Raw genomic sequence first — 17,128 nt, 5'->3', positions numbered from 1 at the left:
TATCACACATTTCGTCCCGAAAATCGCCAACCTACGCTCTCGTAACTTACGGTACTGTAGCCGCCATGGCGATCTCGGATGTCAAGGAATACGCGCACCTCACCGCAGCGGATGTCGAAGCTCTAGGCGCGGAGTTCGATGCGATCCGCCGGGAGATCGAATCCTCTCGCGGCGCGGCCGACGCGCGCTATATCCGCAACGTCATCCGGCTACAGCGCGCGCTCGAGATCAGCGGCCGCACGGTCCTGTTCGCCAGCTTCCTGCCCCCGGCCTGGCTGGCCGGCGTCGCCCTGCTCGGCTCCGCCAAGATCATCGAGAACATGGAGATCGGGCACAACGTCATGCACGGGCAGTGGGACTGGATGAACGATCCGGAAGTCCACTCCACCTCCTGGGAATGGGACAACGCGGGCCCGTCGGCGCACTGGAAGATCACCCACAACTTCCTGCACCACAAGTACACCAACGTGCTCGGCATGGACGACGACATCGGCTACGGCCTGCTTCGCGTCACCCGTGACCAGCGCTGGATGCCGTTCTACCTGGGCAACCCCATCTACAACTTCCTGCTGCAGGCGCTGTTCGAGTACGGCGTCGCGATCCAGCACCTCGAGCTGGGCAAGGTCGCCAAGAAGAAGTGGGCCAAGGACTCGCCCGAGTGGAAGCAGTTCGAGGCCGACCGCACCCTGGTCCTGAAGAAGATCGGCAAGCAGGCCGCCAAGGACTACCTGGTCTTCCCGCTGCTCACCGGCCCGTCGTTCGTCACCACGCTCACCGCCAACATCGCCGCCAACGTGATGCGCAATGTGTGGACCAACGCGATCATCTTCTGCGGTCACTTCCCCGACGGCGCCGAGAAGTTCACCAAGGCCGACATCGAGAACGAGACCAAGGGCGAGTGGTACCTGCGCCAGATGCTGGGCAGCGCCAACATCAGCGGCGGACCGCTGCTGCACTTCATGAGCGGCAACCTCAGCCACCAGATCGAGCACCACCTGTTCCCCGACCTGCCGAGCAACCGCTACGCCGCCATCGCGGTGCGGGTGCGCGAGCTGGCCGAGAAGTACGACCTGCCCTACACCACCGGTTCGCTGCCGGTGCAGTACTTCAAGTCGTGGCGCACCATTCTCAAGCTGTCGCTGCCGAACAAGTACCTGCGCCACACCACCGACGATGCGCCGGAGACGAAGTCCGAACGCCTGTTCGCCGGCAACACCACCCCCTCGATCGACCCGGTGACCGGGCGTCGCCAGGGACTGCGCACCGCACTGGCCGCCGGCCGCAAGCTGGCCCGCCGGACCATGGCCTGACCGGCTGCGGTTGTATGGTCGGCGTGAGTGCCGATCAGCTGAGCGTCTACGACGCAATCCGTTTGCGTCGTGACGTGCGCGCCGAATACACCGGCGAGCTCGTCGACGACGACACCCTCCTGCGGATCCTCGACGCCGCGCATCGCGCGCCCAGCGTCGGGAACTCACAACCGTGGGACTTCGTGGTGGTTCGCCAGGCCGAGACCCTGCGCCGTTTCGCCGACCATGTGGCGGACAAGCGGGTCGAGTTCGGTGCGGCGCTGCCCGCCGAGCGCGCGATGACCTTCGCGCCGATCAAGATCGACGGAATCGTCGAGAGCGGTACGGGTGTGGTTGTCACGCACGATGATTCGCGTGGCGGCCCACAGGTGCTCGGGCGGGCGAGTGTGCCGGAGACCGGCGTGTACTCCACCGTGCTGGCGATCCAGAATCTGTGGCTCGCGGCGACCGCCGAGCAGGTGGGGGTGGGCTGGGTGTCGTTCTACGATCCGGAATTCCTGCGCGAACTCGTCGGCCTGCCCTCCGGGATCAAGCCGGTGGCCTGGCTGTGCGTGGGCCCGGTCGACGCGTTCCAGCAGGTGCCGGACCTGGAACGTTTCGGCTGGCGGTCCGGCCGATCGTTGACCGAGGCCGTACATCACGAGACCTTCGGCGGCTGAACTAACAAGATCCGGACACCCGCACAGCGGATGCCCGGATCGGTCAGGGTTCTAGGCCAGCTTGATCAGGCCGTAGTCGAAGGCGTGTCTGCGGTAGACCACCGACGGGCGGTCGGTCTCTTTGTCATGGAAGAGGAAGAAGTCGTGGCCGACCAATTCCATCTGATAGAGGGCGTCGTCCACCGACATCGGCGTCGCGGTGTGCACCTTGGTGCGCACGATGTGGCCGGGGCCCGTCTCGTCGATTGCCTCGTCGTGGTCGTGGGCAGCGGAACCGTCCGGCGGGGTGAACAGCGACTCGTCGACCAGTGTGGCAGTGGCCTGCGCGACCGAGACCGGCGTCTTGTCGCCGTAGTGCACGACGCGCCGCTTGTCCTTGGCCCGGCGCAGTCTGCTCTCGATCTTCTGGGTGGCCGATTCGAGCGCGGCGTAGAAACTGTCGGCGCACGCCTCGGCGCGCACGATCGGTCCACGGCCGCGCGCGGTGATCTCCACACGCTGACAGGCCTTGCGTTGACGACGGTTGCGTTCGTGGAACAGTTCCACATCGAAGAGGAAGATCGACGGGTCGAAGCGCTCTAACCGAGACAGCTTCTCCGCGACGTAGATTCGATAGTGGTCAGGGATTTCGACGTTGCGACCGGAGACCACCACTTCGGCGTTCGGGGTCTCGAAGTCGATCGTCTCGGTGGCACCGTTCTGGAGTGCCGTGGTGGGTTCAGCATCTTGCACTGATGCCCGTGAAGAAGTCGTCACGCGTACCTCCCGGATATGGCCGCACAACTACCAACGTAGGGCGGCGGGATTGAGCTGTGCCGATCGGGAATCGCCCGGCACCTGTATCCGCGGCACCACCTCCCAAACTTGTGGTTCGGTGTGTGCTCGCGACGCTAGTCCGCCATCGGCAAGTCCGCCACTGTTCACGCGAACTTTCATCAGTCAAGCCGCGCAGGTCACCAAAACCGCGCGCGGAACTATGCCGATCCGGCTGAGAACACGTGTCGATTCGCAGGCGGTGGCACCGGTGGTGAGCACGTCGTCTACCAGCACTACCTGGGCTTTCGCACTGACGGCGACCCATTCGTCCGGTTCGGCGACAGTCATGATCTTGCCGCGCACATTGTGGGAACGCTCATGCGTCGTCAAGCCCACCGAATCCCGGACACCGCGTGCCATCCGCAGCAGCGGCACGCTCCGGCAATCGATCAGCCACCGTGCCGCGACCTCGGCCGAGCGGGCCACCGGGTCACCACCGCGCCGGCGCGCCGCCGCGGTTCTGGTCGGCGCGGGCACGAGCAACAGCGGGCGATCGGGGGCACGCAAGCGGGCAAGCGCGTGGGCGAGCGCCAGCCCGAGTGGGGCGGCGAGGTCGCGCCTGTTCTGTTCCTTGGCTGCCAGCACCGCCCGCTTGCCCACACCGGCGTAAGGACCGAGCGCCCAGCACGGAACACCGGGATCAGCGCGCGGCCGCACCCGGACGGGATCGCGGGCGAGTTCGGCCGCGCACTCGGCGCACCACCTCTCGCCGACCGCACCGCAGCCACCGCACCGATCGGGCAGGATCAGGTCGAGCAGGGTTCTCATAGCGCACGAGCATGACAGCGGGCACCGACATGATCAGCTCGGCAAGACCGGCACAACCCGTTCTCCGGTCAATCCGGGTACCTCACGCCAGAAACGGTCGTTGCGGGTCGGATCGGCGGTCTGTAGCTGCAGGACGGCCCGGGAATCGGCCACGTACTGCGTGGCCGGGGCCGCCGTCACCACCCGCACCGGCGGAGTGAGGTTCTGCGAGGTCACCGCACTGAACTGCGAACCGTCGATGGAGACGGTGAAGACCGGGTCGACATTGCCCTCGCGGGCCACCATGATCGTGTCGCCGGTGACCCAGCTCAACGACACCGCGCGCGAGCTCAGGCCGAGCGCGAGCGGCAGCGGTGAGGTGAGCGCGTACTTGCCGTCGGGGCGACGTTGGACCACCGCCACATACACCTTGCCGTCGGCGATCAGCGCCGCGCGCACGCCGGTGCGCGAGACCACCACCTCGCTGATCGGCGGACGTGGAGCGCCCGCGCCTTCGAACAGGGCCGTGATGTCGACGTCCTCGGTGGAGACATTGCCGGTGGCCCGATCGGTGACCGCCCGGATGACCCGATCACCGTCGATCACTGTCCAGGCGGCGCCGCCGTCGCTGGTCCAGGACGGACGGGCGATGCTGGCACCCTCGGCGACCGCGAACGCCTTGGCCCCGTAGTTGCCGATGAGCAGGGTGCGGGCGGCTTCTGGCAGCGGTTTGCCGGAGTCGGCGACCGCGGCGACGAACTGTCCGTCGGCCGAGATGCCGACGGACTGCAGGTTGGTCGCCTCGCCGAAGGAACCACTCGGGGTGACGATCCCGTCCGGGGTGACCTGCACCAGGGCGCCGTTGCGCAAGGCGTGCAGGCCGATCCGGTTCTGGCCGGGCGCCGAGGCGCTGTACTGGTCGACATCGGCGACCGACCAGCCGTTGGCCGCGTACCGGTCGTCGAGCGGTTTACCGTCGGCGAGCAACACGTACGGTCCGAGGATGTCGGCGCCGGCCAGGGTGAGCACCACCTGCGCGGCGAGCAGTTCGCGATCGCGCTGGCCGAGTCCGCCGATCCCGGCGAAGTCGATGCGCACTCCCCCGATGCCGACACCGACGTCACCCGGTTCGTTGTTGGCCTTGGTGATCGGACCGCGCAGCGAGACCGGCTGCGCCAACTGGTTGCGCACCACCGGGGCGATCGTGGACTGCGGGCCTTCGGCGAGCATGCCGATCAAGCGCTCGGTGAGCTGGGCGCGCGGCACCGAGATCCAGCGCGGATCCGGGACCAGGAGCGAGTTACCCGGGTCGATGTAGTGCAGGACGTAGCGGTGGTAGGACTTGACGAACGCGTCGTTGCCCATCACGACGCCCGGCGGCAGCTCGGTGATCCGCCACTCGCCGTCGATCTTGCTCATCTCGATCTTGTTCTCGAGCGTGCCTTCGGTGGCGCGGTAACCGCCGTCGCGGGCGAGCTCGCCGACCTTGCGGGCGCGCAGCACATAGCTGGCCTTGTCGCCCGACCGCGACTCGCGCAGGGTGTCGGGGCGATCGTCGACGATGGTGGTGCTCGCCTCGTCGTTCCAGCTGCCCGCTGTCTCGGGCGCCATGTACTGGCGGGCCGCGGCGTGCTGGTTGGTGGGGTCGGCACTGGCGGTGAGGAAGTCGCCCAGCAGCAGGTCGGGGTCGCGGCCGGAGGTCGGCGGGGTCGGGCCTTCGGAGGTGGGCGCGCGATTGATCGTGCCGAGTGCCTGCGGTGCGGAGGACTCCGGCAGGCTGGCGCACCCGGTGAGCACCATCAGCCCGGCCAGAACCGCCGCGACCAGTGCGGCGCCGTGCCGATCCCGACGATCACCACGCGCACTAGTCATGACTTCCTGTCTCTGGTCTCGGTGGGCGTCGACTCGTCGCGGTCGGCGTCGGCGGGGGCCGCGTCGTGGCCGTTGGTCGCCGGGTGCGCGCCTGCCGCAGGCGGTTCGATACCGGAATCGTCGGCCGAGGGGTCGTCTCGCGGTTCGTCTCCCGGCTCGACGACCGTCAGTTCGACAACAGCCGAGTCGGGTCCGGCCGAGTCGGGTCCGGTCGGCTCCACGTCGACCGTCTCCGATCCCCTCGCCTCGTCCGCGGTCGGTCCGGCCGGTTCGGCTTCGATGGTCGTCGGCTCGGGTTCGGCTTCCGGCAGCGCGGGAACCTTGCGCAGCATCGGTTCCAGGGCGAGCGGGCTCTGCCCGAGTTTGCGGCCGCGCACCATCGGGAGCAGCAGCCGGAAGCTCGCGCCGACGCCGGGATCGCCCCAGGCCTCGAGCCTGCCCTCGTGCAGATTCGCGTCCTCGACGCTGATCGACAAGCCGAGCCCGGTGCCACCCGAGCGACGCACCCGCGAGGGGTCGGAGCGCCAGAACCGGTTGAACACCAGCTTTTCCTCGCCCGGCCGCAGCCCGACGCCCTGATCGCGCACCACAGTCGCGACAGCGTTGGACTCGGCGTCGCCGCGCATGCGGATCAGCACCGGCTTGCCCTCGGAGTGGTCGATCGCGTTGGCCAGCAGGTTGCGCAGCACGCGCTCGACGCGACGCGGGTCGACCTCGGCGACCACCGGCTCCTCCGGCAGGTCGATCACCACCTCGACCTGGGCGTCGCGAGCCAGATGGCGGACCGTGGAGATCGCGGCACGCGCGCACATCCGCACATCCAGCGATTCGATCTGCAGTTCGGCCACACCCGCGTCATGGCGGGAGATCTCGAGCAGGTCGTTGAGCAGGCCCTCGAACCGGTCCAGTTCGTTGACGAGCAGTTCGGAGCTGCGCGCGAGGGCGGGATCGAGATCGTCGCTGGAGCCGTGGATGAGGTCGGCCGCCATGCGCACCGTGGTGAGTGGGGTGCGCAGTTCGTGGCTGACATCGGAGGTGAAGCGGCGCTGCAGATTGCCGAATTCCTCGAGCTGGGTGATCTGGTTCGACAGGCTCTCGGCCATCTCGTTGAACGCTTGCGCGAGCCGGGCCATGTCGTCCTCGCCGCGCACCAGCATGCGTTCTTTGAGTCGGCCGTCGGCGAATCGGCCCGCGATCCGCGCCGCCGACCGGATCGGCAGCACCACCTGCCTGGTCACCAGCGCGGTGATCGCGGCGAGCAACACCAGCAGCACCACGCCACCGATGAGCATCGTGCCGCGCATCAGCGACAGGCTCGATTCCTCGCTGGCCAGCGGGAAGATCAGGTAGATCTCCAGGGTCGCGACCTCGGCGCTCGGGCTGCCGATGACCAGCGCGCGCCCGCGGTAGCCGTCGGGGTCGGCGACGGTGGTGAACTGGTAGGAGACCTGATTGCGCTGGACGAATCGGCGCAGCTCCTGCGGCACCTCGGCGAGCGGTCCGGCCGCGATCTCGTGTGGCGGAGTGCCGCCGACCATCGCCAGCGCCGAGTCGAAACTGCCCGCGGCGCCGCTGGACTGCCCGGTGCCACCACGGCTGGACAGCGCGGCTCGCGCGTCGGCGAGTTGCTGATCCTGGCTGTTACCGGACGGAACGCCGGACATCTTGTTCTCGATCGTGCTGCGGGCACGATCCATCTCCTCGACAGCCGCGTTGATCTTGGCTTCGAGGAGCCGGTCGGTGATCTGACCGGTGAGCACGACCCCGAGGATCGTGATCACGATGAGCGACAGAGTCAACGTCGAGACGATGACCCGCAGCTGCAGCGATCGGCGCCACAGGTGGCCGAGTGCGGTCCCGACGGCCTGGAACCAGGCCATGATCGGGCTCGCCCATCGCCGCAGCTGCGCCACTGGACCAGTGGTCACAGCGGCGCCCCGCAGTGACCGATCACGGCGGTCCGGCCTTGTAACCGACGCCGCGCACGGTGAGCACGATCTCCGGGTTCTCCGGATCCTTCTCGACCTTGGCGCGCAGTCGCTGCACGTGCACGTTCACCAGACGGGTGTCGGCGGCGTGCCGGTAGCCCCACACCTGTTCGAGCAGTACCTCGCGGGTGAACACCTGACGCGGCTTGCGCGCGAGCGCGACCAGCAGGTCGAACTCCAGTGGGGTGAGCGAGATCTGCCCGGGGCCGCGGGTCACCTTGTGCGCGGGCACGTCGATGACGATGTCGGCGATCGAGAGCAGCTCGGCGGGCTCGTCCTCGGTGCGGCGCAGACGCGCCCGCACCCGGGCGACGAGCTCCTTGGGCTTGAAGGGTTTGACGATGTAGTCGTCGGCACCGGACTCCAGGCCGAGGACCACATCGACCGTATCGGTCTTGGCGGTGAGCATGACGATCGGAACGCCGGAATCGGCCCGCAGCACCCGGCATACGTCGATACCGTTCATGCCGGGCAGCATCAGGTCGAGCAGTACCAGGTCGGGGCGGATCTCCCGCACCGCTGACAGGGCCTGTGTGCCGTCGCCCACCACATGCGGGTCGAACCCTTCCCCGCGCAAGACGATGGTCAGCATCTCAGCGAGTGCCATATCGTCGTCGACGACCAGAATCTTGGGCTTCATAGTCCTATGTTGTCATCTCCATGGCCAGGATCGGGCCGCCACGCCATTAATGGTGTGAACCCGTCGCGTATCCAACCTTATCCGGAAAAGATTTCCGAGCAGAGGGTGAGTAACGCAGGCCTATCGTCATCGGATCGGTATGTCCACCACCGGCCGAACCAGTCGCGGTCGGCGAGTTCACGATAGACCTCGCCGGTGCGCCGCTGCAGACCGCCGTCCCGTTCGTAGGCATCGAGGGCGCGGGTGTCGTCGAGTTCGCCTCGGAGCCGGGCGCGTTCGGCCGCCACCTCGGTGGGCACGTCGAGCAGAACGGTGAGATCCGGCGTCGGCAGTTCGAGTCTGCCGAACTCCAGATCGCCCACCCACGACACGATTTGGCCGTCGGCGTCCTGGTGCGCCCGCGCGGCCGAGTAGGCCGCGTTGGACGCCACCCACCGGTCCAGGATCACGATGTCGTTGCCGCCCAACAGGTCCGACAGCTCGGCGCGCGCCGCCGCCCGGTCGAGCGCGAACATGATCGCCATGCCGTTGATCGAGCCGGCCAGGTCGCCGTTGCCCCCGCGCAGCGCCTCCGCCGCCAGATCGGCGTGGATCGAATGCCCGTATTGGGGAAAGGCCAGACTGTCCGCCCGCAAGCCCTTCGCGGACAATTCGGCGATCAGCCCGTCGATCAAAGTCCGCTTACCGGCACCATCGAGCCCCTCGACCGCAATCAGTACGCCCATGCGCAGCAGATTACCCGCCGGATGACGACGGTGGCCCGCCGACCGAAGGTCGACGGGCCACCGTGGCGTACAGAACTCAGTAGCGGTAGTGCTCCGGCTTGTACGGGCCTTCCACGTCCACGTTGATGTACTCGGCCTGATCCTTGGTGAGCTTGGTCAGGGTGCCGCCGAGGGCCTCGACGTGGATCTTGGCGACCTTCTCGTCGAGGTGCTTGGGCAGGCGGTAGACCTCGTTGTCGTACTCTTCCGGCTTCGTCCACAGCTCGATCTGGGCGATGACCTGGTTGGAGAAGCTGTTGGACATGACGAAGGAGGGGTGGCCGGTGGCGTTGCCCAGGTTCAGCAGGCGACCTTCGGACAGCAGGATGATCGCCTTGCCGGTCTCCTGGAAGGTCCACTCGTCGACCTGCGGCTTGATGTTGATCCGGGTCGCGCCCGAACGCTCCAGCGCCGCGATGTCGATCTCGTTGTCGAAGTGGCCGATGTTGCCCAGGATCGAGTGATCCTTCATCGCCTTCATGTGGTCGAGGGTGATGATGTCCTTGTTGCCGGTCGAGGTGATGACGATGTCGGCGTCGCCGATCGCCTGCTCGACGGTGACCACGTCGTAGCCGTCCATCAGCGCCTGCAGCGCGTTGATCGGGTCGATCTCGGTGACCTGCACGCGCGCGCCCTGGCCGGCCAGCGACTCGGCGCAGCCCTTACCGACATCGCCGTAACCGCAGATCAGCACCTTCTTGCCGCCGATGAGCACATCGGTGCCGCGGTTGATGCCGTCGATCAGCGAGTGGCGGGTGCCGTACTTGTTGTCGAACTTGGACTTGGTAACCGAGTCGTTGACGTTGATCGCCGGGAACACCAGCTCACCCGCGGCGGCGAACTGGTACAGCCGCAGCACGCCGGTGGTGGTCTCCTCGGTGACGCCCTTGACCGAGTCGGCGATGACGCTCCACTTGGTCTTGTCGGCCTCGAGGCTCTCGCGCAGCAGGTCGAGGAACACCGTGTACTCGGCGGAGTGATCGGCGTCGGCGGGCGGAACCAGACCGGCCTTCTCGAACTGCGCGCCGCGCAGCACGAGCATGGTCGCGTCGCCACCGTCGTCGAGGATCATGTTGGCCGGGGCGTTCGGCCAGGTGAGCATCTGCTCGGCGGCCCACCAGTACTCCTCCAGCGTCTCGCCCTTCCAGGCGAAGACGGGGATGCCCTTGGGCTCCTCGACGGTGCCGTTCGGGCCGACCACGATGGCGGCGGCGGCGTGATCCTGGGTGGAGAAGATGTTGCAGGAGGCCCAGCGCACGTCGGCGCCGAGAGCAACGAGGGTTTCGATCAGGACGGCGGTCTGGACCGTCATGTGCAGCGATCCGGAGATTCGCGCGCCCTTCAGCGGCTGGACGTCGTGGTATTCACGGCGCAGCGCCATCAGGCCCGGCATCTCGTGCTCGGCGAGGCGGATCTCCTTGCGGCCGAATTCGGCCAGCGAGAGGTCTGCCACCTTGTAGTCGATGCCGTTGCGGACGTCGGGGGTGAGCTCGGTGCGCGCGGGGAGTTCTGAGGTCGTCACGTTGGCTAGGTTACCGTCTGGGGCCGCGCGAGTTCCCCTCCTCCGCCGAGGTGGAGTCTCAGGCCGCCGCGCGGTATCGGGCCAGCAACCGTCGCGGCTTCGCGGGCGAGACATTGGCCAGGCTCAGGTCGCCGCCGTAGTGCGCCGCGACCTTGGGGTCCATCACCGCACGCCACAGCGGCGGAACGGCCGCGAGCACGATCATGGTGGCGTACCCGGCGGGCAGCTGCGGAGCTTCTTCGCTGCTGCGCAGGGTCTGGTAGCGGCGGCCCGGGTTGGCGTGGTGGTCGCTGTGGCGCTGCAGATGGAACAGGAAGATGTTGGTGACCAGGCGATCGGAGTTCCAGCTGTCGCGCGGGGAGCACCGTTCGTAGCGGCCGTTGGGCTTGCGCGCGCGCAGCAGCCCGTAGTGCTCGACGTAGTTGACGGTCTCGAGCAGCGCGATGCCGATCGCGGCCTGGACGGCCAGCCACGGGAGGATGGACGGGCCGAACACGAGCGTCAGCGAACCGAACAGCACCGCCGTCATCGCCCAGGCCTGCAGAATGTTGTTGTCGGCGCTCCACCAGCCGCGACCCTGCCGGAGCAGGCGGGCGCGCTCGAGGTGCACGGCCGACCGGAACCCGCCGATCACGCTGCGCGGCAGGAACTCCCACAGCGATTCGCCCAGCCGGGCGCTGGCCGGATCCTCAGGGGTTGCCACGCGGGCGTGGTGTCCGCGATTGTGCTCGACGAAGAAGTGCCCGTAGCCCGACTGGGCCAGCGCGATCTTCGACAGCAATTTTTCGGCACTCTCCACCCGGTGGCCCAATTCGTGGGCGGCGTTGATGCCGATGCCGCTGACGAAGCCGACCGTGGCGGCCAATCCGAGCTTGTCGACCAGGGCCAGCTCGGGGCTCGTCCACATGAAGCAGGCCACACCGAGGCTGATCAACTGGATCGGCAGGAACAGGTAGGTGCACCACCGGTAGTACCGGTCGGCGGAGAGCGCCGCGTAGTCCTCGTCGCGGGGATTGTTGCCGTCTTCGCCGACGATCCAGTCCAGCACGGGAATGGCGATCAGGACGATGACAGGCCCGATCCACCAGAACACTTCAGCCTTGGTATGGAACACCAGCTGGGAGGGCAACAGCGCGCTCGCCGGGGCGATCAGCCCTAAAGCCCAGAGATACCGTTTGGGATCACGAAGACCCCCCGGTTTGCCAACCGTTTGCACACCCGCTCCGCTACAAAAAGACCAATCGCCGACCGATGTGAATACTGACAGACCGTAGGCGCGTTACACAGCGGCAGATCCTCAAACGTGGTGATGGTTACACAGGGGCGAATCAGAGCTTGTGACTTCTCTCAGTGATCCACTTCACCGGATGGGACACGGATGCCCCGTACCTGCACAATTGCCTCGACGTACGGGCTGAGCAGTGCGCTCATCTCGGCCGGGGCGTCGCGTTCGGGCACGGGCGGATTCGGAATGTAGCTCAGCGCGATCCGCACCAGCGCGTGCGCGAGCACGTCGGCCTCGGCATCGGTCGCGTTCACCCAGCTGTGCACGAAAACCTGAGTCAGACGCGTGGTGGCGTGCTCGAGCAGCGGGGCCGCGTCCAGCGTGATCAACCGCAACAGGTCCGGCTTCATCTCCCCGCTCAGCAGCGAACGGACCAGTGGGTCGCCCGCGGCGGAGAGGAAGAAGCCGGTCATCCCGACCCGGATCGAGGCGCGGGCATCGCCCACATTGGCATCGAGCGCCTCGCGCACATGGTCGACGAGGTCGTCGGCCAGGCGCAGCGCGTAGGCCTGCGAGAGCCCCGCGCGCGAACCGAACTCGTTGTAGAGCGTCTGCCTGCTCACCCCGGCCCTGGCCGCGACGTCACCGAGCGTGACCTTGGACCAGTCACGCTCGGTGAGCAGTTCGCGCATCCCGTCCAGGACCGAGTTGCGCAGCAGTTCGCGCGCGGCCTCCTGGTACGGGATGCGCGAACCGGTGCGCGGGGTACCCGCGACGCTCACGAACGTTCGATCTCGACCATGAAGAAGTCGGACTTGCGGGCACCGCAATCCGGGCAGGTCCAGTCGTCGGCGATGTCTTCCCAGAGAGTGCCGGGGGCGATGCCGTCGTCGGGCCAGCCCTGGGCCTCGTCGTACTCGAAACCGCACTGTGCGCACTGGTACAGCTTGTAGTCGGTCACTGCGAAACTCCTACCGCCTCGAAGTCGATCTTTTCCCGCACCCCACAGTCCGGACAGCACCAGTCGTCGGGAACGGCCGTCCACAGTGTGCCAGGCGGAAATCCTTCGCGTGGCGCGCCTTTGGCTTCATCGAAGACGAAATCACACACCGGACATTTGTAGGCGCTCACGACCCGACCTCGGTTCCGTACTTTTCCAGCACCTGCTCCCGGCGCTTGGGTTCGATATTGGCGAGGGTGACGTCCCCGCCGTAGTGCGCGAGCACGCGCTTGTCCATCACCTTGCGCCAGATCGGCGGGAAGTAGCCGAGCAGGATCATGCTGGCGTAGCCACTGGGCAGGTTCGGCGCACCGTCCCAGCTGCGCAGCGTCTGGTAGCGCCGGGTCGGATACGCGTGATGGTCGCTGTGGCGCTGCAGGTGGTAGAGGAAGATGTTGGTGACGATATGGTCGCTGTTCCAGCTGTGCGCGGGCGCGGGTCGTTCGTAGCGTCCGCCGGCCGTCTTCTGCCGGACCAGGCCGTAGTGCTCGAGGTAGTTCACCGACTCGAGCAGGCTGAACCCGATCACGGCCTGCAGGATCAGATACGGCAGCACCTCGATGCCGAATACGGCGATCAATCCGAGCCACAACACCACCGACATCGCCCAGGCGTTGAGCACGTCGTTGCCCAGCGTCCAGGGACTCTTGTCGAGCCGACCCAGACGTTGCTTCTCGAGATGCCAGGCCGAGCGCAGGCTGCCCCAGACCGTGCGCGGCCAGAATGCCCAGAAGGACTCACCGATGCGCGAACTCGCGGGGTCCTCCGGCGTGGCGACCCGCACGTGGTGACCACGGTTGTGCTCGATGTAGAAGTGCCCGTAGAACGACTGGGCCAGCGCGATGCGCGCGAGCCAGCGTTCCAGTTCGACCTTCTTGTGACCGAGTTCGTGCGCGGTGTTGATGCCGATGCCGCCGATCATGCCCACGCTGATCGCGATACCGATCTTGTCGACCACATTGGCGCCGCCGGGGAAGCCCAGCCAGTGCAGGTTCGGCGCGGTGATGATGTAGCAGGCGAAGATGAGCGAGGCGTACTGGAACGGCAGGTACAGGTAGGTGAGGTAGCGGTAGTACTTGTCGTTCTCCAGGTACTCCATCACCTCGTCGGGCGGGTTGTTGCCGTCGGGACCGAAGAACAGGTCCGCCAGCGGGATCACGAGGTAGACCAGCACCGGCCCGAGCCAGAACGGGATCTCGGCGATGCGATGCCAGCCGAGCTGGTTGAGGCCCCAGATCAGGGGGATCGCGATCGTGAACAGGCCGGTCGGGGCGAACAGCCCCCACAGCCACAAATATCGCTTGGAATCTCGCCACTGCGGCGGTGCGACCCGCTGCTCGGACGCGTTGGCATCAGTCGACATCATCGTCTCCAGTCCCGAGGCACATCTCACACGTGTGATGTGCGTAACTCTCTGTCACAGACGATATGTCCGGATGCGTCCGCTGTCTAGACAAATTGGCCAATTTGTAAAGCAGTGACGACTCGATAACGCGGACGGCGACCGTGCCCGAACTGGACACGGTCGCCGTCGTTACAGGTCAGTGACCTTTTCAGGGGCCTTTACATTCGGCCTCTGACCGGAAGTAGCACGTCCGCGCCCGGTGGTAGCCCGTCGACCGGCCACCACCGCAGATCGGTCGATTCGGCACTGCGGACCGGCACCGCACCGGGGGGCGCCACGATCTCGAAGAGCAGGTCCAGATGCCGCGTCGGCACGCCGAGCGAGCAGGTGATCGGGTGCGCCTGCGCGCCGTAGAGACCCGGCGTGAGAATCAGGTCGGGGATGCCGGATTCCTCCACCGCCTCCCGCAGCGCCGCGTCCTGCACGGTCTTGTCATCGGGTTCGCAATGACCACCCAGCTGGATCCAGCGACCGACGCGCGGGTGCAGGGTGAGCAGGATGTCGCGACGGTCGTGCGACAACACGATCGCCGACGCGGTGATGTGGCCGGGCGCGTGTTCGCGCAGACACCCGCGGGGAGCCGAGCCGAGGAAGGCCAGAATCGCTTCGCGCAGTGAGTGATCCGCGCGGGCCTCCGGTTCCCAGTGCGTGAGCAACTCGGTCGCCGACGCGTGCAGCGACTCCGCGCTCACAGTTCCACCAGGCCCGCTCCTGGCGAGCCGACGGTGCGCACCACCGGCTCCTCCAGGGGATGACCGATCGCGATGGCGCCCAGCGGCATCCAGTCCTCGTCGAGCCCGAGGACCTCGCGAACGATCTCGGGCGCGAAGATGGTCGAGCCGATCCAGCAGCTGCCGAGGCCGTCGGCGGCCAGCGCCACCAGCAGCCCCTGCACCGCCGCGCCGACGGCCACCGTGAACATCGTCTGCTCGGCCGCCTGACGACGAGCGTCGGGATAGTCGTGGGCGCCATCGGGCACGCAGAACGGGATGATCACTTCCGGCGCGTCGAAAAGGATTCGGCCACGCGCGATCCGACGCCGCACGCGTTCGGGGTCGAGCCCGTCGGCGGTGAGGTCCTCGCTCCACTTCTCGGTCATGGCATCGAGCAGCTGGGTCCGCAGCGTCGCCTTGCGCAGCCAGACGAAGCGCACCGGGCGGGTGTGGTGCGGCGCGGGCGCGGTGAGGCCGACCGCCACGGCGGCGCGGATCCGTTCCGGGTCCACCGCCTCGGTGGTGAACGCGCGCACCGAACGACGCAGCGGCACAGCCTCTTTGCGGCCCTGCTCGAGCGCTTCGGCGGTGCCGAGCCAGAACAGGTCGTCGATGCCACCGCGCAGCAGTGCCGCCGCGGTCGACCCGTCGTCGTCGGTCCGCAGCCCGCGCACCACCGCCACCGGGACTCCGCCGAGCTTGCCCTTGACCAGATCGGCGGCGGCGGCGAGCTCATCGGCGACGGCCACCTGCGTGACGTGCAGTTCGTTGCCCTGCCCGTCCACCGAGCCGGCGTAATCATGGAGCACCCGCAGCCCGGCCGACCCGATGGCCGCGTCGATCTGCCCGTTGCGCCAGGCCCGGCCCATGGTGTCGGTGATGACCACGGCCACGTCGACGCCGAGCCGCTGGGCGAGCGCGGTGCGCAGCGACTTCGCGCTGCCGTCGGGATCGACAGGCAGCAGCACCAATTCGCCCTCGGCCACGTTGGAGCCGTCCACCCCGGAGGCCGCCTGCACGATGCCGAGCCGGTTCTCGGTGATGAGGGTGCGGCCCTTGCGCGCGAGCACCCGCACGGCTTCGTCCTCGACCAGCTTGCGACGAGCGGTGTCGCGCTCCTCGGGGTCGACCGGCGCGACGACGATGCGCCCCTCGACCTTCGACACGATCTTGCTGGTGACCACGATGATGTCGCCGTCGGCGAGCCAGGGCGCCTGTGCCGCAAGATGTTCGGCGATGTCGTAGCCGGGCCGGAACTCCGGCAACCCGGTCACCGGGAGGATCCGCAACTCGTCGGCGGCGTGGTCGGGCAACGCGCCGCCGGTGCCGTTCGTCTGCGAACTCATACCTTCACTCCCGCCAATTCCAATGCGGCGCGCGCCATTTCAGCGGTGGCCTCGGGGTCGGTCATCAGCAGCGGAACGCTGCGCACCTCCACGCCGGGAACATCGGCGGAGTCGGTGGAGTGCACCAGCCACCCGTCGAGGATGCCGGTGGCCGAGCGGGCGCCGTAGTGGCGGCCGATCGCCTCCGCGGTGGACTCCACGCCGATCGCGGTCAGACACTCATCGGCCATGCCCCGCAACGGCTTTCCGTCGATCACCGGCGAGAGCCCGATCACCTTGGCTTCGCTGGTGCGTAGCGCGCCTCTGATTCCGGGCACGGCGAGGATCGCGCCGATGCTCACGACAGGGTTGGACGGGGCCAGTAACACGGCGTCAGCGGAGCCTATGATTTCGGTCACATTCGGCGCCGGCGAGGCTTGCTCGGCGCCGATCGAGGCAAATCCGTGAGTCGGGAGCGCCGCGCGGTACCGCACCCACCATTCCTGAAAGTGGATCGCGCGACGTTCGCCAGCATTGTCGGGATCGCTGACCACCACGTGGGTTTCGCAGCGATCGTCGGTAGCCGGAATCAGCTTCACCCCCGGCTGCCAGCGATTGCACAGCGCTTCGGTGACCGCGGACAGCGGATATCCGGCGCGCAGCATTTCGGTGCGAATGAGGTGGGTGGCGATATCGCGATCGCCCAGGCCGAACCAATCGGGCTGGGCGTTGTATTTCGCCAGCTCCTCTTTCGCGTGCCAGGTTTCGTCGGCGTGGCCCCAGCCACGCTCGGTGTCGATGCCACCGCCGAGGGTGTACATGCAGGTGTCGAGGTCGGGACAGATGCGAAGGCCATGCATCCAGACGTCGTCGCCGACGTTGACGATGGCCGAGATGTCGGCTTCGGGCAGCAGCTGCCGGACGCCTTGGAGGAACCGGGCACCGCCGACACCGCCGACGAGAACGGCGATCTTGGGCTCGCGCACCGCGTGTTGTGCAGTCACAGGGTCACAGCCTAGTGAGTGACGGTTGCCCGTCGCTTCCGCGCCGAATTACAGCGAAGTTGCTGGTCATTTGCCACGGCACATAACAAGATCAACACGAAAGGCGGGTGCGGAGTGTAACGGAAGGGTGACGGCGGG

General features: G+C 67.2%; 17 protein-coding genes. 2 read left to right on the top strand and 15 right to left on the bottom strand.

Annotated elements, in window-relative coordinates:
• Nucleotides 1–65: 65 nt before the first annotated feature.
• Both ACFQ9R_RS24525 and bluB read left to right on the top strand, forming a co-directional pair.
• Nucleotides 66–1,310, top strand: coding sequence for a fatty acid desaturase family protein (locus tag ACFQ9R_RS24525; protein WP_378632593.1), 1,245 nt, complete (start codon nt 66–68; stop codon nt 1,308–1,310).
• 23 nt (nt 1,311–1,333) lie between these two features.
• Nucleotides 1,334–1,969 (top strand): 5,6-dimethylbenzimidazole synthase, encoded by a 636-nt coding sequence (bluB, locus tag ACFQ9R_RS24520; RefSeq protein WP_378993528.1) that lies wholly within the window; start codon nt 1,334–1,336, stop codon nt 1,967–1,969.
• 51 nt (nt 1,970–2,020) lie between these two features.
• On the opposite strand, the gene hpf is transcribed toward bluB, so the two are convergent.
• From hpf to cofD, 15 genes are all read right to left on the bottom strand, one after another.
• The gene (gene hpf, locus ACFQ9R_RS24515; RefSeq protein ID WP_378993572.1) at nt 2,021–2,650 is read right to left on the bottom strand and encodes a ribosome hibernation-promoting factor, HPF/YfiA family; all 630 of its coding nucleotides are present in this window, start codon (nt 2,648–2,650) and stop codon (nt 2,021–2,023) included.
• 258 nt (nt 2,651–2,908) lie between these two features.
• Complete coding sequence (locus ACFQ9R_RS24510; RefSeq protein WP_378993527.1) at nt 2,909–3,553, bottom strand: ComF family protein; 645 nt, start codon at nt 3,551–3,553, stop codon at nt 2,909–2,911.
• A gap of 33 nt (nt 3,554–3,586) precedes the next feature.
• Complete coding sequence (lpqB, locus tag ACFQ9R_RS24505) at nt 3,587–5,404, bottom strand: MtrAB system accessory lipoprotein LpqB (protein WP_378993526.1); 1,818 nt, start codon at nt 5,402–5,404, stop codon at nt 3,587–3,589.
• A complete protein-coding gene (gene mtrB, locus ACFQ9R_RS24500) occupies nt 5,401–7,284 on the bottom strand; it encodes an MtrAB system histidine kinase MtrB (protein ID WP_378993571.1) in 1,884 nt (627 codons plus the stop codon). The genes lpqB and mtrB overlap by 4 nt, the downstream gene beginning before the upstream one ends.
• Nucleotides 7,285–7,354: 70 nt before the next feature.
• The gene (gene mtrA, locus ACFQ9R_RS24495) at nt 7,355–8,032 is read right to left on the bottom strand and encodes an MtrAB system response regulator MtrA (RefSeq protein WP_056813049.1); all 678 of its coding nucleotides are present in this window, start codon (nt 8,030–8,032) and stop codon (nt 7,355–7,357) included.
• Between the two features lie 77 nt (nt 8,033–8,109).
• The gene (locus ACFQ9R_RS24490; RefSeq protein ID WP_378993525.1) at nt 8,110–8,757 is read right to left on the bottom strand and encodes a dTMP kinase; all 648 of its coding nucleotides are present in this window, start codon (nt 8,755–8,757) and stop codon (nt 8,110–8,112) included.
• Between the two features lie 76 nt (nt 8,758–8,833).
• Nucleotides 8,834–10,318 (bottom strand): adenosylhomocysteinase, encoded by a 1,485-nt coding sequence (gene ahcY / locus ACFQ9R_RS24485; RefSeq protein WP_378993524.1) that lies wholly within the window; start codon nt 10,316–10,318, stop codon nt 8,834–8,836.
• A gap of 58 nt (nt 10,319–10,376) precedes the next feature.
• Nucleotides 10,377–11,471 carry an alkane 1-monooxygenase gene (locus ACFQ9R_RS24480; protein ID WP_378993570.1) on the bottom strand — a complete coding sequence of 365 codons (1,095 nt, stop codon included), beginning with the start codon at nt 11,469–11,471 and terminating at the stop codon, nt 10,377–10,379.
• A gap of 194 nt (nt 11,472–11,665) precedes the next feature.
• Nucleotides 11,666–12,325, bottom strand: a complete 660-nt coding sequence (locus ACFQ9R_RS24475) for a TetR family transcriptional regulator (protein ID WP_378993523.1) — start codon at nt 12,323–12,325, stop codon at nt 11,666–11,668.
• Nucleotides 12,322–12,504 carry a rubredoxin gene (locus ACFQ9R_RS24470; protein ID WP_378632574.1) on the bottom strand — a complete coding sequence of 61 codons (183 nt, stop codon included), beginning with the start codon at nt 12,502–12,504 and terminating at the stop codon, nt 12,322–12,324. The genes ACFQ9R_RS24475 and ACFQ9R_RS24470 overlap by 4 nt, the downstream gene beginning before the upstream one ends.
• A complete protein-coding gene (locus ACFQ9R_RS24465; RefSeq protein WP_082844102.1) occupies nt 12,501–12,674 on the bottom strand; it encodes a rubredoxin in 174 nt (57 codons plus the stop codon). The genes ACFQ9R_RS24470 and ACFQ9R_RS24465 overlap by 4 nt, the downstream gene beginning before the upstream one ends.
• Nucleotides 12,671–13,909 carry an alkane 1-monooxygenase gene (locus ACFQ9R_RS24460; protein WP_378993522.1) on the bottom strand — a complete coding sequence of 413 codons (1,239 nt, stop codon included), beginning with the start codon at nt 13,907–13,909 and terminating at the stop codon, nt 12,671–12,673. Before ACFQ9R_RS24460 ends, ACFQ9R_RS24465 begins: the two co-directional genes overlap by 4 nt.
• A 197-nt stretch (nt 13,910–14,106) precedes the next feature.
• Nucleotides 14,107–14,640 carry an NUDIX hydrolase gene (locus ACFQ9R_RS24455; RefSeq protein WP_378993521.1) on the bottom strand — a complete coding sequence of 178 codons (534 nt, stop codon included), beginning with the start codon at nt 14,638–14,640 and terminating at the stop codon, nt 14,107–14,109.
• Entirely contained in the window at nt 14,637–16,007 is a 1,371-nt protein-coding gene (locus ACFQ9R_RS24450) for a coenzyme F420-0:L-glutamate ligase (protein ID WP_378993520.1), read from the bottom strand. Before ACFQ9R_RS24450 ends, ACFQ9R_RS24455 begins: the two co-directional genes overlap by 4 nt.
• Nucleotides 16,004–16,990: a 2-phospho-L-lactate transferase gene (gene cofD, locus ACFQ9R_RS24445; protein WP_378993519.1), complete on the bottom strand. Its 987-nt coding sequence runs from the start codon at nt 16,988–16,990 to the stop codon at nt 16,004–16,006. The genes ACFQ9R_RS24450 and cofD overlap by 4 nt, the downstream gene beginning before the upstream one ends.
• Between the last annotated feature and the right edge of the window lie 138 nt (nt 16,991–17,128).

This window comes from Nocardia sp. NPDC056541 (assembly GCF_042794235.1).
Classification (GTDB): Bacteria; Actinomycetota; Actinomycetes; order Mycobacteriales; family Mycobacteriaceae; genus Nocardia.
Note: the sequence above shows the minus strand (reverse complement) of the source record. Positions and strands in the feature narration are given on the sequence as shown.